The organism is Pseudomonas sp. P7779 (genome assembly GCF_013386315.1).
Lineage (GTDB): Bacteria > Pseudomonadota > Gammaproteobacteria > Pseudomonadales > Pseudomonadaceae > Aquipseudomonas.
Genome location: NZ_JACARZ010000095.1, coordinates 12,325 through 27,249 on the forward strand (window position 1 = coordinate 12,325; position 14,925 = coordinate 27,249).

Annotated in this window: 18 protein-coding genes; 14 read left to right on the top strand and 4 right to left on the bottom strand. The window is 61.2% G+C overall.

The genetic code is table 11. The annotated features are described in order from the left end of the window. Positions 1 to 5: 5 nt before the first annotated feature. From HX869_RS25455 to HX869_RS25480, 6 genes are all read left to right on the top strand, one after another. The gene (locus HX869_RS25455) at positions 6 to 554 is read left to right on the top strand and encodes a hypothetical protein (RefSeq protein ID WP_003219239.1); all 549 of its coding nucleotides are present in this window, start codon (positions 6 to 8) and stop codon (positions 552 to 554) included. A gap of 21 nt (positions 555 to 575) precedes the next feature. Beyond that, on the top strand, positions 576 to 1,853 hold the full coding sequence (locus HX869_RS25460) for a flavohemoglobin expression-modulating QEGLA motif protein (RefSeq protein WP_003219237.1): 1,278 nt from the start codon (positions 576 to 578) through the stop codon (positions 1,851 to 1,853). A 173-nt stretch (positions 1,854 to 2,026) separates the two neighbouring features. Next, a complete protein-coding gene (locus tag HX869_RS25465) occupies positions 2,027 to 2,932 on the top strand; it encodes an alpha/beta hydrolase (RefSeq protein ID WP_178903824.1) in 906 nt (301 codons plus the stop codon). Beyond that, on the top strand, positions 2,929 to 3,255 hold the full coding sequence (locus HX869_RS25470; protein ID WP_003219233.1) for a hypothetical protein: 327 nt from the start codon (positions 2,929 to 2,931) through the stop codon (positions 3,253 to 3,255). Before HX869_RS25465 ends, HX869_RS25470 begins: the two co-directional genes overlap by 4 nt. A 112-nt stretch (positions 3,256 to 3,367) precedes the next feature. Further along, positions 3,368 to 3,622, top strand: a complete 255-nt coding sequence (locus HX869_RS25475; protein ID WP_003219231.1) for a FlxA-like family protein — start codon at positions 3,368 to 3,370, stop codon at positions 3,620 to 3,622. 209 nt (positions 3,623 to 3,831) lie between these two features. Then, positions 3,832 to 4,065 (top strand): hypothetical protein, encoded by a 234-nt coding sequence (locus HX869_RS25480; protein ID WP_008431103.1) that lies wholly within the window; start codon positions 3,832 to 3,834, stop codon positions 4,063 to 4,065. Between the two features lie 28 nt (positions 4,066 to 4,093). Here the strand turns inward: HX869_RS25480 and HX869_RS25485 are convergent, their stop codons facing one another. The 3 genes from HX869_RS25485 to HX869_RS25495 all read right to left on the bottom strand — a co-directional run bounded on the left by HX869_RS25485 (position 4,094) and on the right by HX869_RS25495 (position 5,992). Further along, positions 4,094 to 4,879, bottom strand: a complete 786-nt coding sequence (locus tag HX869_RS25485; RefSeq protein ID WP_003219227.1) for an OmpA family protein — start codon at positions 4,877 to 4,879, stop codon at positions 4,094 to 4,096. A gap of 55 nt (positions 4,880 to 4,934) precedes the next feature. Continuing rightward, a complete protein-coding gene (locus tag HX869_RS25490) occupies positions 4,935 to 5,363 on the bottom strand; it encodes a DUF4398 domain-containing protein (RefSeq protein ID WP_003219226.1) in 429 nt (142 codons plus the stop codon). 284 nt (positions 5,364 to 5,647) lie between these two features. Then, positions 5,648 to 5,992 carry a hypothetical protein gene (locus HX869_RS25495; RefSeq protein ID WP_003219222.1) on the bottom strand — a complete coding sequence of 115 codons (345 nt, stop codon included), beginning with the start codon at positions 5,990 to 5,992 and terminating at the stop codon, positions 5,648 to 5,650. Positions 5,993 to 6,179: 187 nt separating this feature from the next. Here HX869_RS25495 and ppc point away from each other — a divergent pair, with 187 nt between their 5' ends. The 7 genes from ppc to HX869_RS25530 all read left to right on the top strand — a co-directional run bounded on the left by ppc (position 6,180) and on the right by HX869_RS25530 (position 13,406). After that, positions 6,180 to 8,825, top strand: a complete 2,646-nt coding sequence (gene ppc / locus HX869_RS25500; RefSeq protein ID WP_178903825.1) for a phosphoenolpyruvate carboxylase — start codon at positions 6,180 to 6,182, stop codon at positions 8,823 to 8,825. Positions 8,826 to 9,093: 268 nt separating this feature from the next. After that, positions 9,094 to 9,741: an adenylate kinase gene (gene adk, locus HX869_RS25505; RefSeq protein ID WP_102368215.1), complete on the top strand. Its 648-nt coding sequence runs from the start codon at positions 9,094 to 9,096 to the stop codon at positions 9,739 to 9,741. A gap of 89 nt (positions 9,742 to 9,830) precedes the next feature. Further along, complete coding sequence (tsaB, locus tag HX869_RS25510) at positions 9,831 to 10,517, top strand: tRNA (adenosine(37)-N6)-threonylcarbamoyltransferase complex dimerization subunit type 1 TsaB (RefSeq protein WP_102368216.1); 687 nt, start codon at positions 9,831 to 9,833, stop codon at positions 10,515 to 10,517. Positions 10,518 to 10,677: 160 nt separating this feature from the next. Beyond that, positions 10,678 to 10,989 (top strand): hypothetical protein, encoded by a 312-nt coding sequence (locus HX869_RS25515; protein WP_003219213.1) that lies wholly within the window; start codon positions 10,678 to 10,680, stop codon positions 10,987 to 10,989. Beyond that, a complete protein-coding gene (locus HX869_RS25520; protein ID WP_178903826.1) occupies positions 10,989 to 11,849 on the top strand; it encodes a DUF72 domain-containing protein in 861 nt (286 codons plus the stop codon). The genes HX869_RS25515 and HX869_RS25520 overlap by 1 nt, the downstream gene beginning before the upstream one ends. 27 nt (positions 11,850 to 11,876) lie before the next feature. Next, on the top strand, positions 11,877 to 12,704 hold the full coding sequence (locus tag HX869_RS25525; protein ID WP_178903827.1) for an oxaloacetate decarboxylase: 828 nt from the start codon (positions 11,877 to 11,879) through the stop codon (positions 12,702 to 12,704). Between the two features lie 3 nt (positions 12,705 to 12,707). Beyond that, the gene (locus tag HX869_RS25530) at positions 12,708 to 13,406 is read left to right on the top strand and encodes an extensin family protein (protein WP_178903828.1); all 699 of its coding nucleotides are present in this window, start codon (positions 12,708 to 12,710) and stop codon (positions 13,404 to 13,406) included. Positions 13,407 to 13,409: 3 nt separating this feature from the next. Here HX869_RS25530 and HX869_RS25535 read toward each other — a convergent pair whose 3' ends face one another. Beyond that, the gene (locus HX869_RS25535; protein WP_102368219.1) at positions 13,410 to 14,030 is read right to left on the bottom strand and encodes an energy transducer TonB; all 621 of its coding nucleotides are present in this window, start codon (positions 14,028 to 14,030) and stop codon (positions 13,410 to 13,412) included. Positions 14,031 to 14,126: 96 nt separating this feature from the next. Here HX869_RS25535 and HX869_RS25540 point away from each other — a divergent pair, with 96 nt between their 5' ends. Further along, on the top strand, positions 14,127 to 14,909 hold the full coding sequence (locus HX869_RS25540) for a class I SAM-dependent methyltransferase (RefSeq protein WP_003219204.1): 783 nt from the start codon (positions 14,127 to 14,129) through the stop codon (positions 14,907 to 14,909). Positions 14,910 to 14,925: the final 16 nt, after the last annotated feature.

A 14,925-nucleotide genomic window follows, 5' to 3' on the forward strand; every position in this document is an offset into this window, starting at 1 on the left:
GTCCAATGAAAGCCTGGCGCGTCGTCGTGATCGCCTTGTCGTTCCTGTTGCTCAGCGGTTGCCTGGTGACCTTCAAGGACCCGTTGCCCGCCAGCGAGGCGGCGCCTGATGGTCTGCTTGGCAAATGGGCCAGCAAAAACGCCTGGGGTGAGCCGCTCAACCTGCAAATCAGCCGCGTCGGTAAGCACCGCTACAAAGCCGTGAGCTACCCTAAGGCCAAGCCGGGCCAGCGGGATGAATACCTGTTCACGGTTTCCCGGCATGGCAGCCGCTGGTATCTGTCGGCGCCATTGCCGGCCAGGTTCGGCGGGCATTACATCCTCGCCGGGTTCGAATTGAATGATGAGCACGAGCTGGTGGTCTACAACCTCGACCTGGATCAGGTCCACCAGGCGGTCGGCCAGAAGGTCCTGAGTGGCAGCACCGTCGAAACCGTCGAGGGTGCCGGTGTGTTGATCGACAGTTCCATGGCCCGGGTATTTGCGTACCTGGATGATCCGGCCAATGCCGATGTGTTCGTCGAAGCCGTGCGCTACCAGCGTGCAGGCAAATAACGTTTAAAGAGGAAGTACCGGGTGGACGATTACCAGCAGACGATACGCGCCTTGTCCGATCGCATTGTGCTGGCGCAAACACCGATTCGCGTCCTCGACGCCGTGAAGTGGGACGAGAATATTCGCCAGGGATTCCTCAAGGCCAAGGGCAAGGAAATGCCGGCGGTGGACCGCGACTACTACCTGACCCGGCCGCTGTCGTTCGATTCCAGCGCGGTGAAGCTGGAGTTCCAGAACATCGAGCGTGACATCACCCGCCAGCTTGGCCAGTTCAACCCGGTCGGGCAGATCATGCGGCGCATGTGCAAGGAGTACCGCATGGTGGTGCGCATGCTCGAAGCGCGGGGCACCGAGGATTTCGGCCTGATCTCCCAGGAGCTGTATGGCGCCGCTTCCGATGCGTTCCATGCCGGTGACCCGACCCTGGCCGACCTCGGCCTGATGATGTCGGACTACCTGAACAATATCGATGGCCGTGGCGACCTCAAGGACGAAGCCAAGACCCTGACCGCCAAGGACGCCGTCAACCTGCTGCAGAGCCGCCTGAACAAGGTATTCGGCGAGGCCGAGGAAACCATCCGGGTGTTCGAGTCCGACGGTATCGTGGCGGATGCGGCGGCAGGTGCCGACTACATCAAGATCCGCGCCGACGCGATGTTCAACGACCGCGACGTGCGCGCCCTGGAGGTCCATGAAGGCCTGGTGCACGTGGGCACCACCCTCAATGGGCAAAACCAGCCGATCTGCACCTTCCTGTCCAAGGGCCCGCCCTCGTCGACCGTGACCCAGGAAGGCCTGGCGATCCTGATGGAAATCATCACCTTCGCCTCCTACCCCAGCCGCCTGCGCAAGCTGACCAACCGCACTCGCGCCATTCATATGGTGGAGCAGGGAGCCGACTTCCTGCAGGTGTTCGAATTCTTCCGCGAGCAGGGCTTTGAGATGGCGGAAAGCTACGGCAACGCCAGCCGGGTTTTCCGTGGGTCGACGCCTACGGGTCTGCCGTTTACCAAGGATTTGTCCTACCTCAAGGGCTTTATCATGGTTTACAACTACATTCAGTTGGCCGTGCGCAAAGGCAAGCTGGAGCAAGTGCCGTTGTTGTTCTGCGGCAAGACCACCCTGGAAGACATGCGTACCCTGCGCCAACTGGTGGACGAAGGCCTGGTGGTGCCACCCAAATACCTGCCGGATCAGTTCCGCGACATGAATGCGTTGGCGGCGTGGATGTGTTTCTCCAACTTCCTCAACCATTTGAGCCTGGACCGGATCGAGGCGGATTACTCCAATATCCTTTAACGATATCTCTGAAGGAACTCAGTCAAAATGTGGGAGCGGGCTTGCTCGCGAATGCGGTGTATCAGCAACAGATGTGGTTACTGAATCACCGCATTCGCGAGCAAGCCCGCTCCCACCTTTGATCTCCATAGGTCTTCAGGATCGTTCCCAACCCATTCACGAGGCTTCAACGGATGAGAATCCTCGGCATTCTTTGCCTGCTACTGACCCTTAACGGCTGCAGCTCCTTATTGTTCTATCCGGAGCGCGGCATGCCGTTCACCCCGGAAAAGGCTCGCCTGCAATACCGTGACGTCACATTGACCACCGCCGATGGCCTGAAGCTCCACGCCTGGTGGCTGCCGGCCAAGGCCGGCGTGCCGCTCAAGGGCACGGTGCTGCACCTGCACGGCAATGGCGGCAATCTCGCCTGGCACCTCGGCGGCAGCTGGTGGCTGCCGGAGCAGGGCTATCAAGTGCTGTTGGTGGACTATCGCGGCTACGGGTTGTCCGAAGGCGAACCTTCGCTGCCGGCGGTTTACCAGGACATCGACGCCGCTTTCAAGTGGATCGACAGCGCCCCCGAAACCCAGGGCCAGCCACTGATCGTGCTGGGCCAAAGCCTGGGCGGCGCGCTAGTGGTGCACTACCTGGAGGAACATCCCGAACGTCAGCCGCAGCTCAAGGCGCTGGTACTGGACGGTGTGCCGGCCAGTTATCGTGACGTAGGACAATTCGCCCTCAGCACCTCCTGGCTAACATGGCCATTCCAGGTGCCGTTGTCGTGGCTGGTGCCGGACGCCGACAGTGCGATCAACGCCATGCCCCGGCTGACCGGCGTGCCGAAATTGTTATTCCATAGCCTGGATGACCCGATCGTGCCGCTCTCCAACGGCATTCGTCTGTATCAGGCTGCGCCGCCACCGCGGGTGCTGCAACTGACCCGGGGTGGCCACGTGCAAACCTTTGCCGACAAGACCTGGCAAACCGTGATGCTGCGCTACCTGGACGACCCCCAGCATTTCAACGGGCTGCGCCGCCTGGGTGAAATCCCCAATTACCCGGCGGCCCCGAATTCCAACGCAGAGAACCCGCAATGAGCGAAGAACGCAACATGATCCCCCTGATCCTCACCGGCATCGGCACCATCATCGGTACCGTTGGCTGCCTGTGGTACTACGGCTATTTGCACTTCGCCAAGCCCGAGGATGCGTTGCTGCTCAGCGACTTCACCATGCTCAAGACCGTGCCGGGCGAGGATTACAAAATCTCCCTGACCCCGGCCGCCCAGGTGGCGCAATGCGTTGATGGCGTACTGGTGCTGTTTGATACCGAACAGAAAGGGCTGACCGGCGTACTGGTCAACAGCAAGAAGCAGGCAGTGCGTTGCATGGGGCAGGAAACGCCGCAATTGGAGCAGTAGCGCGAGCCAAGTGGGAAAGGTCTGGAACCATTTTAAGTGGATTGCCACAGATTCCGTACTGGCCAGCAGCGCTGGATCGGTTATCTCGGATACTTAATTTGGAGTCACTTGAATGGACATTCCTCGCGTAAACAACTCGTCTTCCCCATTCACTGCCGGTGCGGGGGGAGGTGATTCGCGACTTCAGCAATTGGAACAAGAGATTCAGAAGTTGAAGAACCAGATTGCCCAAGGAGGCGGTGGTGCACAGGGCGCGCAGGGCGAAGAAAGCCTTGAGGAAAGGCTCAAGAGGCTCGAGGCGGAGCTGGCCCAACTCAAAGGGCAGGCGGCTCCGGAGCAGGATAACTCGGCGCCAGTAAGCTACTGACCCGATGCTCTTGAAGCGCACTGGGACCTCTTGATTCCTGGCCTGCAAATAAAAGAATCCCGCCATTTGGCGGGATTTTTCATGCGGCCTCAAACGATCATTCAGCGACGGAGCGGGCGGCGTGGTGTGCGGGCTGGGCCCTCCGGTGCAGTCGTAGTTGATGATGGAAATATCTGGAACCGTATTGCGTAACGCACCACAGAAGCGATGTGATTTACACGAGTCGGGGCGAGAAGGTGGCGATAGATATTGCTGCAATAAGCAACATGGTGAACATGCTCAGGGGGCACGAGAAGCTGGAAATGCTCGACGCCGAGGATCATAAGCTCAAGCACTTGCTCGACAAGCTGTCGGAACATGGCTACGGCGGGAAGATAGAGCTACCAGCCGAGGATCCCAACCGACCTGTCCGGTTCGACGACCCGAAAAAAAACCCACAGTAACGTGGGTTTTTTTTCCAGCATCAATCGATCAGTTGGCCATCGAAGAACGTGGCTTGACCGGCTGGTTGTCGTTGGAGATGGTCACTTCAACGCGGCGGTTCATGGCGCGGCCCGAAACGCTGCCGTTATCGGCAACCGGGTATTCCTTGCCATAGCCCTGGGTCACGATGCGCGAGATATCCACACCCTGGTTGGCCAGTGCGCGCTGTACGGAAGCGGCGCGGCGCTCGGACAGGCTCTGGTTGTACGAGTCGGAACCGGTGCTGTCGGTGTAGCCTTCGACGATCACTTTACGGTCCGGGTTATCGCGCAGGAACTGCGCCAGCTTGGTGATGTTCACCAGGCCGCTGGACTTGAGGTCCGACTTGTTGGTGGCGAACAGCACGTCACCAAAGGTCACCAGTGTGCCGCGATCAGTCTGCTTGGCGTTCAAGCTGTCCTGCAGTTGCTTGATCTGCGCGTCACGGGCCTGCAGCAGGGCGCGGGCACGTTCGTCACCGGCGTTTTTCAGCTTGGCTTCGGACTCACGCAGGACGATGGTGTCCTTGGCCACTTCAACGCGCTGGTTGGTCAGGTAGGCCAGTTGGTCGACCTTCTTCTGGTCTTCCTTGTCGCGGTAGGCCTTGTCAGCCTTGTCCAGCCAGTCGCTGGCGTCTTTGGTTTCCAGCGCCGCTACCTTGGTAGCTTGCGGGTTGGCTTGCAGGGCCGAGAAGTTGGTCCGAGCGTTTTCCAGGTTCTGGTTCGGCGGGGTGGAGCAAGCCGCCAGAGCAACGCTCATCGCCAGCAGGGCAGGGATCATCAATTGTTTACGCATAGTCGTGTCGTCCTTTCAATTCGGTTTCGGGTGCAATGCAATCAGGGGCGGCGGCTTATTGTTGCGGCTGGATCACAGCCGGGCGCATGCCTTCCTGACGCAGCTCCTGAACAGCTTTCTGGGAATCCTTCACAGCCTGTTCGGCCTTGGCAGCCTGGGCTTTACGCTCTGCTACGCGAGCGTCCCACTCGGACTGTTCGGCCAGGCGACGGGCTTCGTCGTAGTTCTTGTCGTGCATGGCGATTTCAGCTTGCTTCAGTTTGTCCTGGGCAGACTTCATCTCCACGGCTGCGAACTCGGTACCGCCGGCGCTGACAGCGCTGTTCACCGCAGATTGGGTCACAGCGTATTGCTCGGTCGGCGGGTTGCCGGCGCAGCCAGCCAGTACGAAGCTGGTGCCGATTGCCAGCGCGGCCAATTTAAGCCCGCGCAGGTGGTTAAACGAGGTTTTGGCAGTGCTGGTCTTCATCGTCTTCAACTCCATTAGGTAACTCCTGAAAAACATCAAATCCATCTCCGGCTTGCAGTGTCTGCGGGGCCCGGCGGTTAGCTCAGGACGCCTATTCAAACGGCTGTTCCAAGTGATGGCTTACTGGCTGTGACCGGAGGCTTTTTTGAATAGTTCAGCGAAGATGGCGATTTGCCTAAAAAAATATTTGACTGAACGGTCAGCGTTTAAAAGTTGGAACTTTTGCATGGCGCAGCGGTATCCAGGGCCTGTGGGAGGCCCTGGATACGGGAGGTTAAGGGTTTTGAGGCGCAGGTTTACTAGTGTTTCTGCTTGTCGGACTGAGCTGACAAATCGTGCAGGTAACGCCGTGACAGGCTGAGAAAACGTGGGGTTGGGCCGACATCCTCATACAGCGGATCGCCTTCCTCATCGGTGGCAATCACCTGCTTGCCCTTGATGTAGGGAAAGCTCGCTTCCAGCTCTTCGAGGGCTGCGCCAATCAACTCGCCGAGCAGTTCTTCGGTATGGCGTTTGGGGTACATCTCGGAGATCGCCGCCAGCCTGGCGGCGGCTTCCACGTCCAGATGGATGGCGTATTCGGTTTTGGTCAGGCGACCCTTGGCGTTTTCTTCCCAATGCTGGGCCAGTTCTCGGATTTTCATGGCAACCTCAATGGAGCCCACGGTACGCGGGCGATGATGAGTGACCAGCCGGCCAGCGCGGATAACGCTGCGGCTTACTGTTGAGACTAGCTGCAACTCACAAGGTTTAAAGTTCCTTGTAAGACGTCGCCGTGGGCGGCACTCTTGAAGATCAAAGCGTCCCGGATTTTCTGCTGGAGATTGGCTGATGAGCGATATCGATGCACGTTTGCGTGAGGATGTTCACCTGCTGGGTGAACTGTTGGGCAACACGATTCGAGAACAGTACGGCGATGAATTCCTCGACAAGATCGAGCAGATCCGTAAAGGCGCCAAGGCCGACCGCCGTGGCGCAGCCTCGGAGCAGGTGGCCGGCGAAGAGCTGAGCGCCAGCCTCAATCAACTCAAGGAAGACGAACTGCTGCCGGTGGCGCGGGCCTTCAACCAGTTTCTCAACCTGGCCAATATCGCCGAACAGTATCAGTTGATCCACCGCCGTGATGAATCAACCCCGGCGCCGTTCGAGTCGCGGGTGCTGCCGGAACTGCTGGCGCGCCTGCAGAGTGAAGGCCACAGCAGCGAATCCCTGGCGCGCCAGTTGGGTCGGTTGGAAATCGAACTGGTGCTCACCGCTCACCCCACCGAAGTCGCCCGCCGCACCCTGATCCAGAAATACGACGCCATCGCCGCACAACTGGCCCTGCAGGATCACCGCGACCTCACCACCGCCGAGCGCGAGCAGATCCGCAATCGCCTGCAACGCCTGATCGCCGAAGCCTGGCACACCGAAGAAATCCGCCGCACCCGGCCCACGCCGGTAGACGAAGCCAAGTGGGGCTTTGCGGTGATCGAGCATTCGTTGTGGCACGCCATCCCGAATTATTTGCGCAAGGCCGATCACGCCTTGCACGCGGCTACCGGCCTGCGCCTGCCTCTGGAGGCCGCGCCGATTCGCTTCGCTTCCTGGATGGGCGGCGACCGCGACGGCAACCCCAACGTCACCGCCCCGGTCACCCGCGAAGTGCTGTTGCTGGCGCGCTGGATGGCGGCTGACCTGTACTTGCGCGACATCGACCACCTCGCCTCCGAACTGTCGATGCAACAGGCCAGCCCGGCATTGCAGGCCAAGGTGGGTGACAGCGTCGAACCTTACCGGGCGTTGCTCAAGCAATTGCGTGAGCGGCTGCGCGCCACACGCCAATGGGCCCACACCTCGTTGACCAGCACCACGCCGGCGCCCGCCGATGTGCTGCAAAACAACCGCGAGCTGCTCGAGCCGCTGGAGCTGTGCTACGAGTCGCTGCACACCTGCGGCATGGGTGTGATTGCCGACGGCCCGCTGCTGGACTGCCTGCGTCGGGCTGTGACGTTTGGCTTGTTCCTGGTGCGCCTCGACGTACGTCAGGATTCCACCCGCCACTGCGCGGCCATGACCGAAATCACCGACTACCTGGGCCTTGGCCGGTACGAGGATTGGGACGAAGAGGCGCGCATCAGCTTCCTGATGAAGGAACTGGCCAACCGTCGCCCCTTGTTGCCGGGCTACTTCAAGCCTTCGGCAGACACCGCCGAAGTGCTGAACACCTGTAAGGAAATCGCTGCCGCACCGGCTGCGTCCCTGGGTTCCTACGTCATCTCCATGGCCGGCGCCGCGTCGGACGTGTTGGCCGTGCAACTGCTGCTCAAGGAGTCCGGCGTACAACGGCCGATGCGTGTGGTGCCGTTGTTCGAGACCCTGGCTGACCTGGACAACGCAGGCCCGGTGATCGAGAAACTGCTGCTGTTGCCGGGCTACCGCACCCGCCTGCAGGGCCCGCAGGAAGTGATGATCGGCTACTCGGATTCGGCCAAGGACGCCGGCACTACCGCCGCCGCCTGGGCGCAATACCGGGCCCAGGAACGGCTGGTGGAAATCTGCCGCGAACAACAAGTCGAACTGCTGCTGTTCCACGGTCGTGGCGGCACTGTAGGCCGCGGCGGCGGCCCGGCTCACGCGGCGATTCTGTCGCAGCCTCCTGGGTCGGTGGCGGGGCGTTTCCGCACCACTGAGCAGGGCGAGATGATCCGCTTCAAGTTCGGCCTGCCGGACATCGCCGAGCAGAACCTCAACCTGTATCTGGCGGCGGTGCTGGAGGCAACCTTGCTGCCACCGCCACCACCGGAACCGGCGTGGCGCCACCTGATGGACGAATTGGCCGCCGACGGTGTCAGCGCTTACCGCGCCGTGGTGCGGGAAAATCCGCAGTTCGTCGAGTATTTCCGCCAGTCCACGCCGGAGCAGGAACTGGGTCGCTTGCCCCTGGGCAGTCGTCCGGCCAAGCGCCGGGCTGGTGGCATTGAAAGCCTGCGGGCGATCCCGTGGATCTTCGGCTGGACCCAGACCCGCCTGATGCTGCCGGCCTGGCTCGGCTGGGAAGCGGCGTTGAACAATGCCCTGGAGCGTGGCGAAGGCGAGTTGCTGGGGCAGATGCGCGAGCAGTGGCCGTTCTTTCGTACCCGCATCGATATGCTGGAAATGGTGCTGGCCAAGGCCGACGCCGATATCGCCCGGCTGTATGACGAGCGATTGGTGCAGCCCGATCTGCTGCCATTGGGCGCGCACTTACGCGACCTATTGTCGCAGGCGTGCAGTGTGGTGCTTGGCCTGACTGGCCAGTCTCAGCTGCTGGCCCACAGCCCCGATACGCTTGAGTTCATCCGCCTGCGCAACACCTACCTGGACCCGTTGCACCTGCTGCAGGCCGAATTGCTGGCCCGATCGCGGCAACAGGAAGCGGCACAGGACAGCCCTCTGGAACAGGCGCTGCTGGTGTCTGTGGCCGGTATTGCCGCTGGTTTGCGCAACACCGGCTGACATTTATGGCGTGTTCTCAATAGCTTGCAGATACCCCGCGCCGGTCGCCGTAAAATTGGCGACCGGCGTTTTGCTGTCAGGGTTGTACCTGCCTATAAAGCCAGCGCGGCGCGGGTTTCTCCTACTTTCGGCGGCTTGTGTGGTTTGGGCCTGCTGTGTATCTTGATCAGCCTTTGGCCGTTTGTGCGGCCTGGACCCAAAATTTCCGAGATTGGCCCCACGCGGCGAATCCGAGCGTCATCTCTATAAAAAATTGAGGAGCACATCGATGCGCGTCATTCTGCTGGGAGCTCCCGGGGCCGGTAAAGGTACTCAGGCAAAGTTCATCACTGAAAAATTCGGCATTCCACAAATCTCCACCGGCGACATGCTGCGTGCGGCCGTCAAGGCCGGCACCGAGCTGGGCCTGATCGCCAAGAGCGTGATGGACAGCGGCGGCCTGGTCTCCGATGACCTGATCATCAACCTGGTCAAGGAACGCATCAGCCAGGAAGACTGCAAGAACGGTTTCCTGTTCGACGGCTTCCCGCGCACCATTCCCCAGGCTGAAGCCCTGGTGAAGGCCGGCGTCGAGCTGGACAACGTGGTGGAAATCGCCGTTGAAGACGAAGAGATCGTGCAGCGTATTGCCGGTCGTCGTGTTCACGAGGCCTCGGGCCGCGTCTACCACATCGTCTACAACCCGCCGAAAGTCGCGGGCAAGGACGATGTTACCGGCGAAGACCTGGTACAGCGTAAGGACGACACCGAAGAGACCGTGCGTCATCGCCTGTCGGTCTACCATTCCCAGACCAAGCCGCTGGTGGACTTCTACCAGAAACTCTCGGCCGCCCAGGGCAAGCCGAAGTACAGCCACATCGAAGGTGTGGGTTCGGTTGAAGCCATCACTGGCAAAGTACTGGAAGCGCTGATCTGATCGTTCATCCGCTTGATTGACAACGGCCCGCTTGCGGGCCGTTGTTGTTTATACTGACGCACTTTTTTTCAACGTGGATGCATACACCGATGAGCACCTTGCTGGCCCTGGACACCGCGACTGAAGCTTGCTCCGTTGCCCTGCTGCACGATGGCAAGGTTACGAGCCACTACGAGGTGATCCCGCGCCTGCACGCGCAGAAGCTGTTGCCGATGATCAAGCAATTGCTGCTGGACGCGGGCACCACCTTGTCGGCGGTGGACGCCATCGCATTCGGGCGTGGCCCGGGCGCGTTCACCGGCGTGCGCATCGCTATCGGTGTGGTCCAGGGGTTGGCGTTTGCGCTGGAGCGTCCGGTATTGCCGGTGTCCAACCTGGCGGTGCTGGCGCAGCGCGCGTTTCGCGAGCACGGTGCAAGCCAGGTTGCAGCAGCCATCGATGCGCGCATGGACGAAGTGTATTGGGGCTGCTACCGCGAAACCGCTGGCGAGATGCGCCTGATCGGCGCTGAGGCCGTGCTGCCACCTGAAGCGGCGGCGTTGCCGGGCGATGCCAGCGGCGACTGGTTCGGTGCTGGCACCGGCTGGGGCTACGGCGAGCGCATTGGCGTGACGCTTGCCGACCAGGATGCGGGGATGCTGCCCCACGCCGAAGACCTGCTGGCCCTGGCACGCTTTGCCTGGGAGCGAGGCGAGGCGATTCCGGCGGACCAGGCGGCGCCCGTGTACCTGCGGGATAAAGTGGCGCAGACCAAGGCTGAACGCGGGATTATTTGACGTCAAAAGTGCGGGCAATTTCAGACAAAAATAGCCAATCGTCAGAATTTGCCCGCGCTTTTAAACCTTTTACCAATTATGTGTTCTAGTTATCACCAGAGCATTTGCGCGCCATGGAAAGCGCCACTAAAATGCCATCACCGATACCGAGTTCGCATGTATGCGCATAGACGGCTTTTCATCACAGTCCTACCCCCTCAAGCGCAAGCCTCGCAAGGCGAACGTGACGGTAGACGACTCCGTCGAAGACTCGCCCGACTTTGTTGAAATCCAGTCTGACAACACTGCTGTTTCAACCCGTTCCCAGGGTTCCGGCGGTGCACGCACCAGCGGCGTTCCTGCCCGCCAGCAAGACATGATCTTCCCGCGCTCCATGAGCAAAAACGTCGCCAATGCCCTGGCCAGCTACCTGACCACTGCCGGCTTTGTCGAATGGGATATGGAAGTGCTGGGCCTCGATATCCATATCTGATGCTGTTGCCTTACTACCTCGGTTGTCCGTCCTGGAGTGAAAACGCCTGGCGCGAATACCTGTATCCCGCCGACGCCCGCTCCAGCGATTACCTTGCCCTGTATTCCCAGGTCTTCAACGCCGTCGAGGGCAACACCACGTTCTACGCCCGTCCTTCCGTCGCTACCGTGCAGCGCTGGGCTGAAATCATGCCCGAGCATTTTCGCTTCACGGCCAAGTTTCCGGGGGATATCAGCCACAGCGGCAACCTGATCGAGCAGTTGCCGGCGGCGGAAAGTTTCCTGGGGTTAATGAGCCCGTTGGGCGAGCGTATTTCGCCGTTGTGGCTGCAGCTGCCGGCCAGTTTTACCCCGCAGCGCCTGGGTGAGTTGGCCGGGTTTATCGACGGGCTGGAGCGACCGTTGGCGGTGGAGGTGCGTCACTCGGAATTTTTCGCCAAGGGCAATGCCGAGCGCAGTCTCAACCGCTTGCTGCGCGACCGCGGAGTCGAGCGCATCTGCCTGGACCCGCGTGCGTTGTTCAGTTGCACCTCCACCTCGGCAGCCGTGCTGCACGCCCAATCGAAAAAGCCCAAGGTGCCGCCTCGCCCGGCGGCGCTGACGCAGTTTCCGCAAGTGCGCTTTATTGGCCATCCGGAGTTGGAAGCCAATGATCCGTTCCTGATGCCCTGGATTGAAAAGGTTGCCGGCTGGATCGAAGAGGGGCGTACGCCCTACGTGTTTCTTCACACTTCCGACAACCGCCTGGCCGCCCAACTGGCCTTGCGCTTTCATGAGAAATTGATGCTGCGCTTGCCCGGCATGCCGGCCTTACCGCAGATTCATCGAGAACCCGCAGCGGAGCAACTGGGGTTACTCTAAGGCTCCTTTTCCCGACAGGAGTCAGTCATGGATGCCCAAACCCTTCGCGCCGAAACCTTCAAGGCCCTGCATGAGCGTGACCGCGCGTTCGTGATGCCCAATCCATGGGATGCCGGCTCCGCAAAAATGCTCGCCAGCCTGGGGTTTGAAGCCCTGGCCACCACCAGCGCCGGCTTTGCCTTCAGCCTCGGCCGCCCGGATGCCGAAGGTGCGTTGTCCCTGGAAGACACCTTGGGCAATGCCGGGGCGATCGTCCAGGCGACCTCGCTGCCCGTCGCCGCCGACCTGGAAAACTGCTTCAGTGACACCCCTGAAGGCTGCGCCGAGACTATCCTGCGGGCGGCAGCGACTGGGATTGTCGGTGGCTCCATCGAAGACGCCACCGGGATTGCCGTCGACCCGATCTATCCCTTTGACCTTTCCGTGGAGCGCGTCGAAGCCGCAGTCGCCGCTGCCCGCAGTTTGCCATTCCCCTTCACCCTGACCGCCCGCGCGGAAAACCTCCTGCATGGCCGGCTGGATTTGCCCGACACCATTCGCCGCCTGCAGGCCTACGCCGAAGCTGGCGCCGACGTGCTCTATGCACCGGCCCTGCGCAGTGCCGAGGAAGTATTGGCGGTGGTGAAGGCGGTTGCACCCAAGCCCGTGAATATCTTGATGTCAGGCGCCCTGAAACTCAGCGTGGCGCAGTTGAGCGAGATGGGCGTCAAGCGCATCAGCGTCGGCTCGGCCATGGCCCTGGCGGCTTATGGCGAGTTCTTCAGGGCGGCCCAGGAGGTTCATGAGTTGGGCACGTTTACCTTCGCTGAGCGCTCGATGCCGTTCAACCAGGCCAATCAACTGTTCAAGGGCTGAGGCGTGCGTTTCTTCAAGGTGCTGGGCGTGCTGCTGGTGTTGGCAGGTGGTGTGTTGGTTGGCGTGTGGCGGGGTTGGGTGCCGCTGCCCGATGAGTGGAACCCGTGGGCTCCGCTGGACGTGCGGGCAAGCCCGAACCTGCTGACCCGATTCAAGCTTGGGCGTTTGCAGGATGATCCTGCCCTATGTGACCAAGTGCTGAAGACCTCCGGGCTGCGGGTCGCCCATCAGGCGGACAGCCCTGCCGACGCGGCTTGCCCGCTGCGCAATACATTGCGGGTCCAAGACGCTGATGTCGGCTTGAGCAGCAGCTTTCTCGCCAGTTGCCCGCTGGCCGTGGCGTTCGCCCTGTTCGAGCGCCATAGCCTGCAACCAGCGGCCCAGGCGGTGTTTGGCCAGGCAGTGACGCGGGTCGATCACCTGGGCAGCTTTGCCTGTCGCAATATCTACAACCGCGCCAACGGGCGACTCAGCCAGCATGCGTCGGCCAATGCGTTGGATATCGCCGGGTTTCGCCTGGCGGACGGGCGCACCATCAGTGTGCTCAAGGATTGGCCGGGTGACGGCGAGCGTGCGCGCTTCCTGCGGCAAGTGCGCGACGGCGCCTGCAAGGATTTCAATGTGGTGTTGAGCCCGGATTACAACGCCGCCCACCGTAATCACTTTCATCTGGACATGGGTCGGTGGTGGGTGTGTCGCTGAGGGTCAGGCGGCCAGGCGCAGGTTGTGCAGGATCAGCGGACGCGCCCAGCGGCTGTCGAAATCCAGGGCTTTCTGTTGCTCAACCAGCTCTTCTGCCGGGAACGGTGGCGGTGGTGGTGGCAGCAGGTCCAGTTCGAATTCGGCGATCGGCAAATGCAGCGGGCGTGGTTGCGGCGCGGGACCCGGTTCGGGCAGCGGTTGGCCGGCGGCCAGGACGATCGGGCGCACCCAGGCGCTTTCGAAGTTTTGCTGCTTTTGCTGGGCGACCACTTCTTCCGCCGGGTACGGTGGCGGGGCCGGTGGCAGCAGTTCCAGTTCGAATTCGGCGATGGGCAGGAACAGCGGCTCGGGCGGGGCGATCTCGGTGTCTGTCACATCACAAGCGCGCTGGGTGACGATCTGCGACAGCAGGTCACTGCCTTCGCTGGGTTCTACCGCCGGGTCCACAGGTTTCGCCACCGACTTGGCGAGCGCGCCCGGCGTGTCGCCGAGCTGTTCGGCCAACGCCTGGGCGAAGAAGTCCTGCCACACATGACTGACGCCGGCCAGCGCTTGGGTATTGCGCAGGCCGAAGTGGTTGTGGGTCGGCAGTACACCGGTGAATAGCGAAGGAATGTCTGACATTTCTCTCGATCGTCGCTCAGCTCTGGCAAAATGCCGGATCCTTTTTTTTATCGGCCGCTTTTTGCCGATCCTTAATATTTTTGAGCGTAGTCACCGATGAGCGAACAACCAGCGGCCAGCCGCATTCGGGTCGAGGCCTTGGCCGAAGGTTTTCAGGCACGTGCCCAGCACTGGGCCGAGCAGCTGGGGTTGCCTTTGCAACTGGATGAGGCGGACTTTGCCTTGCAGGTGGGGGAGCAGGGGCTGCAGTTGCAACAGCTGGGGCCTGAGGCGCCGGGGCCGGTGCGGGTGGATTTTGTGGAGGGTGGGGCGGCGCACCGGCGTCTGTATGGCGGCGGCAGCGGGCAAATGATTGCCAAGGCGGTGGGTGTGGCGCAGGGCGTGCGGCCCAGGGTGCTGGATGCTACCGCGGGGTTGGGAAAGGATGCATTTGTGTTGGCCAGCCTGGGTTGCGAGATGAGCCTGATTGAACGCCAGCCGTTGATTGGGGCGTTGCTGGAAGATGGCTTGGCGCGAGGTGCAGAGGATTTTGAGGTGGCGCCGATTGTGGCGCGGATGAGGTTGCTCAAGGGCAACTCCATTGAGGTGATGCGCGATTGGGAGGGGGAGCCGCCTCAGGTGATTTATCTGGATCCGATGTTTCCGCATCGGGAGAAGACGGCGTTGGTGAAGAAGGAGATGAGGTTGTTTCGGCCGCTGGTGGGGGATGATCCGGATGCGCCGGCGTTGTTGGCGGCGGCGTTGGCTTTGGCCAGTCATCGGGTGGTGGTCAAGCGGCCGCGTAAGGCGCCTTGTATTGAGGGGGTTAAGCCGAGTCATGCGTTGGATGGGAAGTCCAGTCGGTATGACATTTATCCTAAGAAGGCGCTGAAGTCCTGAGGGTTGAGTACATATC

What these genes read in the sequence shown, in the direction of transcription:
- HX869_RS25455 (WP_003219239.1), top strand. Translation starts at nt 6, where the DNA reads ATGAAAGCCTGGCGCGTCGTCGTGATCGCCTTGTCGTTCCTGTTGCTC.
- HX869_RS25465 (WP_178903824.1), top strand. Translation starts at nt 2,027, where the DNA reads ATGAGAATCCTCGGCATTCTTTGCCTGCTACTGACCCTTAACGGCTGC.
- HX869_RS25470 (WP_003219233.1), top strand. Translation starts at nt 2,929, where the DNA reads ATGAGCGAAGAACGCAACATGATCCCCCTGATCCTCACCGGCATCGGC.
- HX869_RS25475 (WP_003219231.1), top strand. Translation starts at nt 3,368, where the DNA reads ATGGACATTCCTCGCGTAAACAACTCGTCTTCCCCATTCACTGCCGGT.
- HX869_RS25485 (WP_003219227.1), bottom strand. Translation starts at nt 4,879, where the DNA reads ATGCGTAAACAATTGATGATCCCTGCCCTGCTGGCGATGAGCGTTGCT.
- HX869_RS25490 (WP_003219226.1), bottom strand. Translation starts at nt 5,363, where the DNA reads ATGGAGTTGAAGACGATGAAGACCAGCACTGCCAAAACCTCGTTTAAC.
- HX869_RS25495 (WP_003219222.1), bottom strand. Translation starts at nt 5,992, where the DNA reads ATGAAAATCCGAGAACTGGCCCAGCATTGGGAAGAAAACGCCAAGGGT.
- ppc (WP_178903825.1), top strand. Translation starts at nt 6,180, where the DNA reads ATGAGCGATATCGATGCACGTTTGCGTGAGGATGTTCACCTGCTGGGT.
- adk (WP_102368215.1), top strand. Translation starts at nt 9,094, where the DNA reads ATGCGCGTCATTCTGCTGGGAGCTCCCGGGGCCGGTAAAGGTACTCAG.
- tsaB (WP_102368216.1), top strand. Translation starts at nt 9,831, where the DNA reads ATGAGCACCTTGCTGGCCCTGGACACCGCGACTGAAGCTTGCTCCGTT.
- HX869_RS25515 (WP_003219213.1), top strand. Translation starts at nt 10,678, where the DNA reads ATGCGCATAGACGGCTTTTCATCACAGTCCTACCCCCTCAAGCGCAAG.
- HX869_RS25520 (WP_178903826.1), top strand. Translation starts at nt 10,989, where the DNA reads ATGCTGTTGCCTTACTACCTCGGTTGTCCGTCCTGGAGTGAAAACGCC.
- HX869_RS25525 (WP_178903827.1), top strand. Translation starts at nt 11,877, where the DNA reads ATGGATGCCCAAACCCTTCGCGCCGAAACCTTCAAGGCCCTGCATGAG.
- HX869_RS25535 (WP_102368219.1), bottom strand. Translation starts at nt 14,030, where the DNA reads ATGTCAGACATTCCTTCGCTATTCACCGGTGTACTGCCGACCCACAAC.
- HX869_RS25540 (WP_003219204.1), top strand. Translation starts at nt 14,127, where the DNA reads ATGAGCGAACAACCAGCGGCCAGCCGCATTCGGGTCGAGGCCTTGGCC.